Raw genomic sequence first — 13,310 nt, forward strand, 5'->3', positions numbered from 1 at the left:
TTCGACCGCACTTCAGGCTGGGGGGCGCCGGCCGAAGCCTGTGCGTGATCGAGCGCGATGCGCCCATCGCCCGGCGGATCTCGTGGGCGTTCCGCCGGAATAGGCGGACCCAACCTATCGATCGCCGCCGTCCCGCAGGCCTCGGCGCGGGCGACGGATGTCCCGTCCCACGATGCGATGGCGTGTCAGCCGGCCGCCGCGATCGGGGGCAGGTCGCCTGCGCTGCATCCGGTGATGGCCGTTCGGCCGCGGATTGCCCGTCATGCTGGCCGGATATCGGGTGATCGCAGGTCAGCGGCCGACGACGCTCCGGATCGTGAAGCTGGATTGGATCCGGGATACGCCGGGCAGCTTCGACAGCACGGATCGGTGAAGCCGCTCGTACTCCCCGGCATCGGCCACCCGGATTTTCAGCAGGTAATCCGAGCTGCCCGTCATGAGGTAGCAGTCCTGGATGTCCGGGCAGCGGCGGACGGCGGCCTCGAATCGGTTCAAGTAATCCTCCGTCTGCCGCTCCAGCTCGATCTGGGTCATCACCACGAGGCCCGATGCCGCCGACGCGTCGAGCAGCACGGTGTAGCCTCGGATCGTCCCGTCCCGCTCCAGCATCCGCAGCCTGCGCAGGCAGGCGGAAGCGGACAGGCCGACGCGCTTGGCCAGGGCCGCGTTGGGCATCCGGGCATCCGCGCGCAGGGCGTGGAGGATGGCGGTGTCAATTTCATCCTGTGGCATCGCGCAACGATCTGTCGTTCCGTGGCAGTTCCTGTCGTTGCTTGGCATCGGTTTGGCAGAACCTGCAACATGTTCGCAGCATCGTGCGCGGCTTTCGATGTTCGATACACCTCGGCCGGCGACCGGGCGACGCGTTTCCCGCAGACCCCTCTGAGGATTCCGCGATCGCGGCGTTCCGGGTGGCGGCTGAGCGCCGAATGCGGATGTTCGGTGCCGAGGAGAGCGATCATGCGGGTCTTGGTTCTGGGAAGTGGCGTGGTCGGCGTGTCCTCTGCCTATTATCTGGCGCAGGCCGGCCATGAGGTCACGGTGATCGACCGGCAGCCCGCCTCCGGCCTGGAGACCAGCTTCGCCAATGCCGGCCAGGTCTCCCCCGGATATTCCGCCCCCTGGGCCGCGCCGGGTATCCCGGTCAAGGCGATGAAGTGGCTGATGATGCGCCACCGCCCCCTGGTCCTGTGGCCGTCCGTCGAGCCCCGTCTCTACGGTTGGCTCGCCCGCATGCTGGCGAACTGCACGGAGGAGGCCTACGCCCGCAACAAGGGCCGGATGGTGCGGCTCGCGGAATACAGCCGCGACGTCCTGCGCGACCTGCGCGACGAGACCGGCATCGCCTACGACCACCGCGAACAGGGCACGCTGCAGCTGTTCCGCACGCGCAAGCAGCTCGACCACGTGGGCGACGACACGAAGGTTCTGGACGCCTACGGCGTGGCCTATCAGGTCCTGGACCCGGCGGGCTGCGTCGCCGCCGAGCCGGCGCTGGACCGCGTGAAGGACAAGATCGCGGGCGGCCTGCGTCTCACCGGTGACGAGACCGGGGATGCCCACCTGTTCACCCAGAGGCTCGCCGCCATCTGCGAGGGGCTCGGCGTGACGTTCCGCTACACCATGACCGTGACGGGGCTCCAGGCCTCGGGCGGTCGCGTGACCGGCGTCGCCTGCGGGTCCGAGGTGCTGCGCGCCGACGCCTACGTGGCGGCGATGGGCAGCTTCACCCCGGCGCTCCTGCAGCCGCTCGGGCTGAACCTGCCGATCTACCCGGTCAAGGGCTACTCCCTGACCCTGCCCGTCACGGATCCGGAGGCGGCTCCGGTCTCCACCGTGATGGACGAGACGTTCAAGGTCGGCTTGACCCGGCTCGGCGACCGCATACGGGTCGGCGGCACCGCCGAGCTCGCCGGCTTCAGCCAGGCCCTGCGCCCGCCCCGCCGCGCGACCCTGGAGCGATGCGTCCACGACCTGTTTCCGGCCGGGGGCGACCTCAGCCGGGCGACGTTCTGGACGGGCCTGCGCCCGATGACGCCGGACGGGACGCCCATCGTCGGGGCGACGCGGTATGACAACCTGTATACGAATACCGGCCACGGCACCCTTGGCTGGACCATGGCCTGCGGGTCAGGCCGGCTCCTTGCGGACCTGATGTCCGCCCGGGCGCCCGACATCGCCCACGAAGACCTCGCCGTCGGCCGTTACGCGGCCTGAGACCGGTGGACGCGCGCGTGTGTGATCGGGAGGCGGATAGGGTGGACGCGTTCGACGATGGCGGGCGTCCGCACGCGGGGGCAATTCTGACGGTCGATCTCGACGCCATCGCGGCCAATTACCGGATCCTGTCAGGCCGCCTCGCCGGGGCGGAATGTGCCGCGGTGCTGAAGGCGGACGCGTATGGCCTGGGCGCCGCGCGCGTTGCCCCCGTCCTGTCCGCGGCCGGATGCCGAACCTTCTTCGTGGCCCATCTCGACGAAGGGATCGCCCTCCGGCGGCACGTTCCCCGGGCCGCCGCCGTGTGGATCCTGCACGGAGCCCCCCGCGGGGCCGAAGCCGAGTGCCTGGAGCACGGGCTGGTGCCGGTCCTCAATACGCCGGGCCAGCTCGCGCGCTGGGCCGCGCTGGCCCGGACGCGGGCATGCCGGTTGCCGGGGCTGTTGCAGGTCGATACCGGCATGAGCCGCTTCGGTCTGTCTCCCGCCGAAGTCGCGGCCGTCGCGGATCGGGCGAGCGAGCACGATGCCGTGGCGTGGCGGCTCATCATGAGCCACCTGGCCTGCGCGGACGCCCCCGACAGCGATGCGAACCCGACGCAACGGTCCCGCTTCGAGGATGCGCGGCGCCGGCTGCCGCCCATGCGCGCCAGCCTCGCCGCGTCCTCCGGCATCTTCCTGGGGGCGGATTACCATTACGATGTCGCGCGGCCGGGTGCGGCCCTGTTCGGGGTGGCGCCGGTTGCTGGGCGTCCCAACCCCCTGCAGCCGGTGATCAAGCTGGAGGCCCGCGTCCTGCAGGTGCGCGACGTGCCGGCCGGGACGGCGGTCGGATACGGCTACACCGCACGGACGGCGGTCGCGTCGCGCCTCGCGACCGTGGCGGTCGGCTATGCGGACGGATTCCTGAGGAGTGCCAGCGGTCGCGGCGCGGTCTGGGCGGGCGGCGTCGCGCTGCCCATCCTCGGCCGGGTATCGATGGACAGCATCGTGGTGGACGCCTCGGCTCTCCCGCCCCGGGCGCTGGCCGAGGACGACGCGGTTGAGATCATCGGCCCGCACCGCTCGCTGGACGCGGTCGCGGCCGATGCGGGTACCATCGGGTACGAGGTGCTGACCGGCCTGGGTGATCGGTTCGACCGCCGGTACGTCCACGGGGCGGACACCGCTGGTCCGACGCGAGATCCGAGCGTCGGGCCTCGACGGTAGGCGACCGGCCGCGCGGCACAGGCGAAGGTCGATGGGCAGAAGGCATGGCTCGGCCCCGTCGATGCGGGCTCACGCCTTGATATGCGGAGGACCAAAGCGCACGCTCGCCTGACGATGAACGATCGAGCGCTGCGATACTTCCTGGCCGTCGTCCGGACCGGCTCCGTCCGAGGCGCCGCGGAGGCGCTCAACGTCGCGGCCTCCGCGGTCAGCCGCCACATCAGCGAGATGGAGGCCGAGTGCGGCGAGAACCTTCTGGAGCGGCTGCCGCGCGGCGTCGTGCCGACGGAGGCCGGGCGCCTCGTCGCCCAGCACGCGCAGCGCCAGGCCGACGAGGCTGCCCTTCTCGAGGACAACCTCAAACGGCTGCGCGGCGTCCAGCGGGGGACGATCCGGCTGACCTGCGGCGCGGGCTTCCTGGTCGACCTGCTCGATAACGGCCTGGCCAACTTCGTCACGGCCTACCCCGGAATCTCGTTTCAGGTCTCCCTTGGGACAACGGACAGTGTGCTGTCGGCGGTCGCACAGGGCGATACGGATATTGGTCTCGCCTACAACCCGCCCGCCCATCCGGACGTGCGCGGCGTCGTATCGGCGCGGCACCCGCGGCTGGCCGTCCTGCCGAACGACCATCCCCTCGCCGGTTCCTCGACCCCCGTGGGCCTGCGCACCTTCGCCTCCGAGCCGGTCGTCCTGCTTCCCTCCGATCATGGCGTGCGCCAGTTGCTGGGACGCGTCGAGGCCGATGGCGGTTTCCGGCTCGTCGCACGCCTTGAGACAGCGTCGTTCGAGTTGCACAGGCGCTTCGTGACGGCGGGGTTGGGCGTCGCGTTCCTGCCGCGTTTCGCCGTCGCGGCCGAGCTGCAGACCGGCGCCGTCTCCGTGATCCCCCTGCTCGACCCGGTCCTGTCCGAGGCGAGCGCACACCTCGTCGTGCGCTCGGGACGGCGGCTGCCGGAAGCGATGGGCCGGCTGCTGGGCTGGCTCACCGAACACCTGGTCGCCTTCCAGCCGCAACGCTGAGCGTTGCCTTTACAAGAACGACTTGTTCGCAAAGCAAGTCTTGTAGCGACCGTATCGACGATCGATACCATTTCCTAAACGGAAGGTGTCGAAATGAACATTGAGACGATAGGTGTGGTCGGGCTCGGCAATATGGGCCTCGGCATGGCGGCGACCTTGGCGCGCAAGGGCTTCGCGGTCATCGGCTACGACATCAGCGACGCCCGGCGCGCCGCCGTCGAGGCGGCCGGCGTCTCGTTCGTCCCGGACCTGACCGACGTCCTGCGTCGCGCGCATGCCCTGGTCTTCTCGCTTCCCCTGGCCCGCGATGTCGAGGCCGTGGTCACGGCGGAAGGCGGCCTGCTGTCCCGGACCGACCGGAAGGTCGTCGTCGTCGATACCTCCACCTCGGATCCCGGCACCACGCGGCGGCTGGCGGCGCGCCTCGCCGAGGCCGGCCATGCCCTGCTCGACGCGCCAGTGAGCGGAGGCCCCTCGGGGGCCGCCGAAGGCACGCTGACGATGATGGTCGGCGGCTCGGAGGCCGACTACGCCCTGGCCGAGCCGGTGCTCTCGGCGATGTCGGCCCGCGCCCCGCATGTCGGGCCGTCCGGCGCCGGCAACATCGTCAAGCTCGTGAACAACCTCCTGGTCGCCGCCCACCTCGTGACCACGGGCGAGGCGATGCGCCTGTCCGAGGCGGCCGGCCTGTCGGCCGAGGAGGCGATCAAGGTCGTCAACACCGCCACCGGGCGCAGCGCGATCAGCGAGGTGATGTTTCCTCGCTGGATCCTGTCGAACACCTTCGACAGCGGCTTTTCCGCGGGGCTGATGCGCAAGGACGTGCGCCTCGCCATGGCGCTGGCCGCCGAGAGCGGCGCCGACCTGCCGCTGTCCGCCCATGTCGCGCAGATCTGGGGGACCACCCGCGACGCCATCCCGGACGCCGCGGACTTCACCCGCATGGCCGATTACCGCAACTCGAACGGAGCCAACTGATGTCGACCAGCGTGCACGGCGATGCGGCGCAGCGCATCCGGGACCTCCTGTCCGCCCTTTCCCTGGGCGACCGCATCGGCAGCCTGGTGTCCGGCGAGATCCTCATGGGAACGGGGGAAACCCTCGACCTCGTGAACCCGGCGGACGGCCGGGTGGTGGCGAGCTTTGCGGATGCCGGCGCGTCCGTCGTGGATGCCGCCATGGCGGCGGCCCGGCCCGCCCAGCGGACCTGGTGGGGCATGACGGCGGCGGCCCGCGGCCGGGCGATGTGGGCGGTGGCCGCCCTGATCCGGCACAACGCCGACGCGTTGGCCGAGCTGGAGACCCTGTCGGCCGGCAAGCCGATCCGCGACACGCGCGGCGAGGTCGGCAAGGTCGCGGAGATGTTCGAATATTACGCCGGCTGGTGCGACAAGCTGCACGGCGAGGTCATCCCGGTCCCGACCTCGCACCTGAACTACACCCGCGCCGAGCCGTTCGGCACCGTGGTGCAGATCACGCCGTGGAACGCCCCGATCTTCACCGCCGGCTGGCAGATCGCCCCGGCGCTGTGCGCCGGCAACGCGGTGGTGCTGAAGCCCTCCGAGCTGACGCCGCTGACCTCCCTGGCGCTCGGGATGCTGTGCGACCGGGCCGAGGGGATCCCGCGCGGCCTGGTCTCGGTGCTGGCGGGCGCGGGCCCGACCACCGGGGCGGCGGCCGTCGCCCATGCCGACACGCGGCTGGTGGTCTTCGTGGGCTCCGCCGAGGCCGGGGCGCAGATTGCGGCCGCGGCAGCGCGCAACATCGTGCCGAGCGTGCTCGAGCTCGGTGGCAAGTCGGCCAACATCGTGTTCGCCGATGCCGACCTCGATCGTGCCCTGGTGGGCGCGCAGGCGGCGATCTTCGGCGGCGCCGGGCAGAGCTGCGTGGCCGGCTCGCGCCTCCTCGTCCACCGGTCGGTGCACGCCGATTTCGTGGCGCGGCTGTCCTACGCCGCCGGCCGCATCCCGGTGGGCGCGCCCACCGACCCGACGACCCAGATCGGCCCGATCAACAACCGGCGGCAACGCGACAAGATCGCCGCGATGGTGGGCCAGGCCGTGGATGCCGGCGCCCGCATCGCCGCGGGCGGCGCCTGTCCGGCCAACCTGCGGGACACCGGCGGCTTCTACTTCGGTCCGACGGTGATCGACGGCGTGACGCCCGATGCGGCGATCGCCCGGGACGAGGTGTTCGGCCCGGTCCTGACCGTCCTGCCGTTCGAGACCGAGGACGAGGCGGTCGCGATCGCCAACGCCACGCCGTACGGCCTCGCCGGCGCGGTCTGGACGAACGATGTCGGCCGCGCCCACCGGGTCGCCGCCGCGGTCAGGGCCGGGACGTTCTGGGTCAACGGCTACAAGACGATCAACGTCGCCTCGCCCTTCGGCGGGTTCGGCCGCTCCGGCTTCGGCAGGTCCTCCGGGCGCGAGGCGCTGATGGCCTACACCCAGACCAAGAGCGTGTGGGTCGAGACCGCAGCCCAACCCGGCGTCGCCTTCGGCTACGTGGGCTGAGCCGGGTGGGCTGAACCAAACGGCGCCCGCCCGAACGGGCCGCCGCCACACGGACGCCCTCGACGCCCCGCGGGCCCACGACCAGGTCCGCGGGCCCCGACGCCGGCGCAAGAACAACAATCAGGACCCTAAGCGCCGCGACCCATCGCAGGGAGGACAACAGCCATGGCACAGGAAGCAATCCATCGAGGCCCGGTCCCAGTCGAGGCCAACCCGGCCGAAAGACCGAGCCGCGTCCGCCTGTTCCTGATCGCCCTGGTCATCGTCGTCATCGCCGAGGCCATCGGCAACATCAACATCCCCGTCGGGACCGGAAAGATCGTCCTGCTGCCCCTGCTGTGGGCCCTCCTGCTCGGCGGAGCCCTCGGTCTGGCGAGCCCCCGGCTCCCGGCCCTCCTGCGCCTGCGGTCCTCGACGCAGTCGGCCGCGGCCGCCTTCCTGCAGCCGGCCCTCCTCATCTTCATCGCAAAGCTCGGCCTGCTGGTCGGCGGCTCGCTGCCGAGGATCTTCGCGTCGGGATGGTCGCTCGTGTTCCAGGAGTTCGGCCACTTCTTCGGCACCATGGTGTTCGGCCTTCCGGTCGCCCTTCTCCTCGGCATCAAGCGGGAGGCCATCGGCGCCACCTTCTCGGTCGGCCGGGAGCCGAGCCTGGCCATCATCGGCGAGCGCTACGGGATGGATTCCCCCGAGGGGCGCGGCGTGCTCGCGGAATACCTCACCGGGACAGTGTTCGGGGCGGTCTTCATCGCCGTCCTGGCCGGCCTCATCGCCAGCCTGAACATCTTCAATCCCCTCGCGCTCGCCATGGGGGCCGGCGTCGGATCCGGCAGCATGATGGCCGCCGCGTCGGGGGCCATCGCGGCGCAGCAGACCCCCGAGGTGGCCAAGGATGTCGCCACCTTCGCGGCAGCGAGCAACCTGATCACCACGACCATCGGAACCTACTTCACGCTCTTCCTGTCGCTGCCCTTCACGATCTGGGCCTACGGCAAGCTCGAACCGATCCTCGGGCGCAACCGACCCAACACCATCCGGGAGCCTTCGGCCGTCGCCGTGACCCCGGAGCAAGAGGAAACCGCGATCGGATTGGCCGAGATGCTGGTGGCGTGGCTGCTGATCGGCGCCTACGGGCTCATCGGCAACTATCTGACCTACGGCGTGATCCCCGACGCCGCCGTCGTGGGCGGGATGGCGATCATCATTGGCGTCGTGATCCTCGGCTGGGGTCTCTACGTGCTCTCGGCGCGGAAGCTTCCCGCGGTGATCTGGGTCTCCCTGATCGGCATGGCGCTGACCTATCCGGCGATGCCGTACGCGGCCGAGATCGCCGCGATGACCGGCAAGATCAACTTTCTCGCCCTGGCCACTCCTATCCTGACATTCGCCGGCCTGTCCATAGCCAAGGACATCCCCGCCTTCCGGCAGCTGGGCTGGCGCATCGTCGTGGTCTCGTTCATGGCGAATGCCGGCACATTCCTGGGCGCGACCCTGATCGCGCAGTTCTGGATGCATGTGCCGGTGACGTGAGACATGGTTCGATCCGCCGCCGGGCCGGGCTCGGTGGCGGATCGACCGACCCGCAGGGATGGCCGGGATCGGACCTGTGACGGCCAGGGAGCGAACGGCATGAGCATAGACGCGGACATCCTCGGTCGCATGGTCGCCTGGCGGCGCGACCTGCACGCCCACCCGGAGCTCGCCTTTGCGGAGGTCCGAACCGGGGACCTCGTCGCGCGCGAGCTCGCCGCCTGCGGCTTCGAAATCCATCGCGGCCTGGGCCGGACGGGCGTCGTCGGGACGCTGCGCCGGGGAGAGGGCCCGATCGTCGGCCTGCGCGCCGACATGGACGCGCTGCCCATCCACGAGGCGACCGGTCTGCCCCACGCCTCCAGGAACCCGGGGGTGATGCATGCCTGCGGGCATGACGGGCATGTCGCGATGCTGCTCGGCGCAGCCAGCCAGCTCGCCCGCGCCGAGAACCTGCGCGGTACGGTCCGGGTCATCTTCCAGCCGGCCGAGGAATGCGAGGGCGGCGGCCGGGCGATGGTCGAGGACGGCCTGTTCAGGATGTTCCCCTGCGACACGGTCTGGGGCCTGCACAACTGGCCGGGATTGCCACTCGGAGCCTTCGCCACCTGCCCGGGCCCGATCATGGCCTCCCTCGACACGTTCGAGATACGCGTCAGGGGCTCGGGGACGCACGCCGCCATGCCGGAGCGGGGCATCGACACGCTGGTGATCGCCTCCGAGACGGTTCTGGCCCTGCAGACGATCGTCAGCCGCCGGATCGCCCCGCTCGATCCCGCGGTGGTGAGCATCACCCAGGTCCACGGCGGCGACGCCTGGAACGTGATCCCGGACCTCGCCACGATCCGGGGGACCGTCCGCTGCCTGTCCGAGAGCGTGCGCGGGACGGTGGCGGCTCTCATCACGGAGATCGCCACGGGCACCGCCCGCACGCATGGCGGCGCCGCCGAGGTCGATTACCACACCGGATATCCCTCGACGGTCAACGCCTCGGACGCCGTCCCGCTCGCGCTCGCCGCGGCGGCCCGGGTCCCGGCGATACCGTCCCGGCATGGAAATGTCGCGCCGTCGATGGCCTCGGAGGACTTCGCCTACATGCTGCAGGCCTGCCCCGGCGCCTACGTCTGGCTCGGCACTGACGGCGCCGAGCCCGGCCGGCCGCTTCACAATCCCGGCTACGACTTCAACGACGACGCCCTGCCGATCGGGGCCGCCTATTGGGTGGCCCTGGCGACCGGCATGCTCGAAGCGGCCCGTACGTAAGTTTGCCGACGCTTCGGATATCGAGGCCCGCACCTGCGAAGTTGCCGAACGGCTTCGCAGGCGGATGAGGGATCTTGAGACGGAGAACCGGCATCTTTCGCCGGTAATCGCAGATCTGACGCTCGACACGCTGATCTTACAGGATGCGTCCCGGAGAGGCGTCTCGAGCCCCGGGCGCCAACGCGCCCGTGGCGAACACATCTCGCCACCCCGTGGGGCTGATCAGTCGCGGCGAGCGGAACTGACGGGCTGATGTAAAGTAGAAAAAAGTGGAGCGGGCGGCGGGAATCGAACCCGCATATTCAGCTTGGGAAGCTGACGTTCTACCACTGAACTACGCCCGCGGACACGGCCGGTGCGGTGGAGTAGCGCCCACAAGGCCGGAGCCTCGTGGGTGCTCCGTGCACCCGTGTACGAATGCGATCTAGCAGCCCGCCGACAAGTCCGTCAAACGGGGTCTTTCGGTTTCTGCAGGAAAGCGTGTTCGCAAGCCGGACCTCGCCCAGTGGAGCGACCTGCGCCGGAGCCAGCGTCTCAGGCGATCCGGGACAGGTTCCCCGCGGCGGCGTGCGATTCGCGGGCGGCGTCATAGGCCCGGTTGCGCAGGGCCGTCTCGCTGGGCAGCTGTTCGACGACGTTGCCGGACCGCGAATCCACCACCTGGAACACGATCGAGCTCGTGTCCGGATCCTGGATGTAGCGCGCCTTGTCGCCGGTGGGGGTGATGTCGAGTTTGACCGCCGGTTCCAGCGGAGCGGTGGCGGCCTGGGCCGGCGTCGTGTCCTGGGTGGCGGCCGGAGCGGCCGATGCCGCGAGCGACTCGAGACCCTGCGGCCCCGGCGTCGTCGCATTGAGCGGACGGATATCCATGGCTGATCTCCTGCGATCCTGTGATCGAGGGATTCAGCGGTTCTGCCGCCTAAGCGTCCGTTAACGGCGCCCCCCGGCGCAGGGGATGGTTGCGCGGCAGCCCGAGTCGCGATGAAGATCGCGTTACCGGAACGGCATCATTTTGCGTTTTCGTCTGGTCCTTGATGCCGCGCGCCGCGCGGGTGGGGCGATCCGTGTCGCTATTGCGCCTCGGGGAACGGCACGCGTCCGGAGGTATCCATGCGCTGGACCCGAATAGCGGTGGCGCTCCTGATTGCGGCGTTTGCCGAGGCACCACCGGGCAGCGGACAGGCGCGATCAGGATTATCACCCCGGGGGGCGTTCATCCGGCAGCATCGCTGCGAGGTCGTGGCGCGCCTTGACGCGATCCATCGGCGCGGGCCCGTCGAAACGTCGCGTGATCGCTTCATCGTGGTGGCGCTGCGCGATCGGCCGATGCACTATGTCCAGTGCATCTTCCAGCCCTTCGATACCGCGATGTTGTGCGAAGCCTCGTCTGGCGCCTACGGGAAAACGGGTTTTCGGCTCCAGGCGCAATCCCAGGCCGCCCTCCGGGCCCTTCAGTATGCCCAAGCCGACGGAGAAGCGAATTTCTCGCGCACCGTCAGCCTCGGAGATCCTCCCGATGTCGGCATCGCCGCCGACCTGATGCTCGCGGCGCTCTACGATGCCTACGGGGCCGAGCCGGACTCGGCGATCGAGATCACGGCACCGCGCGGCGGCGGCGGCGGGTGCGGCACGCCCACGTCTTGAGCGGACGGGGCGTGCCGGCTCCTCATTCGGCCGCGTCGATGTAGAGCTTGCCGCCTTCGGCCAGGAACTCCTGGGACTTGGCCCGCATGCCGGCCTCGGCCTCGGCCTTCGACATAGCGGGCGACGCGCCCACGACCTCGCCCGCTTCCTCCATCGCCAGCACCTCGGCGCGCAGGTCCTGGGTGATCTTCATCGAGCAGAACTTCGGCCCGCACATCGAGCAGAAATGCGCGACCTTGTGGGCGTCCTTGGGCAGGGTCTCGTCGTGGTAGCGACGGGCCGTATCCGGATCGAGGCCCAGGTTGAACTGGTCTTCCCAGCGGAAGTCGAACCGGGCGCGGCTCAGCGCGTCGTCGCGCAGCTGGGCGGCCGGGTGGCCCTTGGCGAGGTCGGCGGCGTGGGCGGCGATCTTGTAGGTGATCACCCCGGTCTTCACGTCGTCGCGGTCCGGCAGCCCGAGGTGCTCCTTCGGGGTGACGTAGCAGAGCATCGCGGTGCCGAACCAGCCGATCATGGCGGCGCCAATGCCCGAGGTGATGTGGTCGTAGCCGGGGGCGATGTCGGTGGTCAGCGGGCCGAGGGTGTAGAACGGCGCCTCGCCGCACTCCCGCAACTGCTTCTCCATGTTGACCTTGATCTTGTGCATCGGCACGTGGCCGGGGCCCTCGATCATCACCTGGCAACCCTTGTCCCAGGCGATCTTGGTCAGTTCGCCCAGCGTCTCCAGCTCGCCGAACTGCGCGGCGTCGTTGGCGTCGGCGATCGAGCCCGGACGCAGGCCGTCGCCGAGCGAGAACGACACGTCGTAGGCCCGCATGATGTCGCAGATCTCGTCGAAATGCTCGTACAGGAACGATTCCCGGTGCCCGGCCAGGCACCAGCGCGCCATGATCGAGCCGCCCCGCGAGACGATGCCGGTGACCCGACGGGCGGTGAGCGGCACGTGCGCCAGCCGCACGCCGGCATGGATGGTGAAGTAGTCGATGCCCTGCTCGGCCTGCTCAATCAGCGTGTCCTTGAAGACTTCCCAATCGAGCTTGAGCGGGTCGCCACCGACCTTCTCGAGCGCCTGGTAGATCGGCACGGTCCCGATCGGCACCGGGCTGTTCCGGATGATCCACGAGCGGATGTTGTGGATGTTGCGGCCGGTGGACAGGTCCATGACCGTGTCGGCGCCCCAGCGGATCGACCAGACCAGCTTCTCGACCTCTTCCGCGGCCGACGACGTCACGGCCGAATTGCCGATGTTGGCGTTGATCTTGACCAGGAAGTTCCGGCCGATCGCCATCGGCTCCAGCTCGGTGTGGTTGATGTTGGCCGGGATGATCGCGCGGCCGCGGGCGATCTCGTCGCGCACGAATTCTGGGGTGATGAACGGCGGTACCGACGCACCGAAGCTCTCGCCGTCTGCCAGCGTGGCTTCGGCGCCCGCCAGCATCGCGTCGCGACAGGCGTTCTCGCGGTGGGCGACGTAGATCATCTCCTCGGTGATGATCCCGGCTCGGGCGAACTCGTACTGCGTCACCATCTGCCCGGGGGCCGCCATGCGGATCGTCCGGGTAGCGGGGCAGGGCGCCACGAGCTTGTCGCCCGCGAAGCCGTTATCCTCCGGCTTGACCGCACGGGGCTCAACCGCGGTGTAGCGGCGCGCCGCGATCCAGGGCTCGCGCACGCCGGGCAGGCCGGCGGTGAGGTCTATGCGGGCGTCGGTCTCGGTGTAGGGGCCCGACGGATCGTAGACCCGCACCGGCTCCTCTTTCGGATCGGACAGGGCAATCTCGCGATAGGGCACCCGGATGTCCGGCCGGCCGACCGGATTCGCGTAGACCTTGCGCGACCCGGTGACCGGACCCGTGGTCACGGTCTCGGGGCTGCCTTTCACGTCCTTGGGGAGAACGGGTGCGTTCATCGT

General features: G+C 69.9%; 11 protein-coding genes, 1 tRNA gene and 1 pseudogene. 9 read left to right on the forward strand and 4 right to left on the reverse strand.

What is annotated here, in order from left to right; all coding sequences use genetic code 11:
* Positions 1-291 precede the first annotated feature (291 nt).
* Positions 292-732 carry an Lrp/AsnC family transcriptional regulator gene (locus tag FVA80_RS29235; protein WP_147905918.1) on the reverse strand — a complete coding sequence of 147 codons (441 nt, stop codon included), beginning with the start codon at positions 730-732 and terminating at the stop codon, positions 292-294.
* Positions 733-960: 228 nt separating this feature from the next.
* Between FVA80_RS29235 and FVA80_RS29240 the strand changes: the two genes are divergently transcribed.
* From FVA80_RS29240 to FVA80_RS31780, 8 genes and pseudogenes are all read left to right on the forward strand, one after another.
* The gene (locus FVA80_RS29240; protein ID WP_147905917.1) at positions 961-2,217 is read left to right on the forward strand and encodes a D-amino acid dehydrogenase; all 1,257 of its coding nucleotides are present in this window, start codon (positions 961-963) and stop codon (positions 2,215-2,217) included.
* Positions 2,218-2,258: 41 nt separating this feature from the next.
* On the forward strand, positions 2,259-3,425 hold the full coding sequence (gene alr, locus FVA80_RS29245; protein WP_147905916.1) for an alanine racemase: 1,167 nt from the start codon (positions 2,259-2,261) through the stop codon (positions 3,423-3,425).
* A gap of 114 nt (positions 3,426-3,539) precedes the next feature.
* Complete coding sequence (locus tag FVA80_RS29250) at positions 3,540-4,448, forward strand: LysR family transcriptional regulator (RefSeq protein ID WP_147905915.1); 909 nt, start codon at positions 3,540-3,542, stop codon at positions 4,446-4,448.
* A gap of 93 nt (positions 4,449-4,541) precedes the next feature.
* Positions 4,542-5,426, forward strand: coding sequence for an NAD(P)-dependent oxidoreductase (locus FVA80_RS29255; RefSeq protein ID WP_147905914.1), 885 nt, complete (start codon positions 4,542-4,544; stop codon positions 5,424-5,426).
* Positions 5,426-6,964, forward strand: a complete 1,539-nt coding sequence (locus tag FVA80_RS29260) for an aldehyde dehydrogenase family protein (RefSeq protein WP_147905913.1) — start codon at positions 5,426-5,428, stop codon at positions 6,962-6,964. The genes FVA80_RS29255 and FVA80_RS29260 overlap by 1 nt, the downstream gene beginning before the upstream one ends.
* Before the next feature lie 165 nt (positions 6,965-7,129).
* Positions 7,130-8,491: a DUF3100 domain-containing protein gene (locus FVA80_RS29265; protein ID WP_147905912.1), complete on the forward strand. Its 1,362-nt coding sequence runs from the start codon at positions 7,130-7,132 to the stop codon at positions 8,489-8,491.
* A 99-nt stretch (positions 8,492-8,590) separates the two neighbouring features.
* Positions 8,591-9,754: a M20 aminoacylase family protein gene (locus FVA80_RS29270; RefSeq protein ID WP_147905911.1), complete on the forward strand. Its 1,164-nt coding sequence runs from the start codon at positions 8,591-8,593 to the stop codon at positions 9,752-9,754.
* A 58-nt stretch (positions 9,755-9,812) separates the two neighbouring features.
* A pseudogene (locus FVA80_RS31780) lies at positions 9,813-9,941 on the forward strand (IS3 family transposase); the annotation flags it as partial.
* Positions 9,942-10,024: 83 nt separating this feature from the next.
* Here the strand turns inward: FVA80_RS31780 and FVA80_RS29275 are convergent.
* A tRNA-Gly gene (locus FVA80_RS29275) sits at positions 10,025-10,098 on the reverse strand.
* A gap of 190 nt (positions 10,099-10,288) precedes the next feature.
* Positions 10,289-10,624 (reverse strand): flagellar protein FlaG, encoded by a 336-nt coding sequence (locus FVA80_RS29280; protein ID WP_147905910.1) that lies wholly within the window; start codon positions 10,622-10,624, stop codon positions 10,289-10,291.
* A 240-nt stretch (positions 10,625-10,864) separates the two neighbouring features.
* On the opposite strand from FVA80_RS29280, the gene FVA80_RS29285 reads away from it, so the two are divergent.
* On the forward strand, positions 10,865-11,398 hold the full coding sequence (locus FVA80_RS29285) for a hypothetical protein (RefSeq protein ID WP_147905909.1): 534 nt from the start codon (positions 10,865-10,867) through the stop codon (positions 11,396-11,398).
* A 22-nt stretch (positions 11,399-11,420) separates the two neighbouring features.
* Here FVA80_RS29285 and thiC read toward each other — a convergent pair whose 3' ends face one another.
* Complete coding sequence (thiC, locus tag FVA80_RS29290) at positions 11,421-13,307, reverse strand: phosphomethylpyrimidine synthase ThiC (RefSeq protein ID WP_147905908.1); 1,887 nt, start codon at positions 13,305-13,307, stop codon at positions 11,421-11,423.
* Positions 13,308-13,310: the final 3 nt, after the last annotated feature.

The organism is Methylobacterium sp. WL1 (assembly GCF_008000895.1).
Lineage (GTDB): Bacteria > Pseudomonadota > Alphaproteobacteria > Rhizobiales > Beijerinckiaceae > Methylobacterium.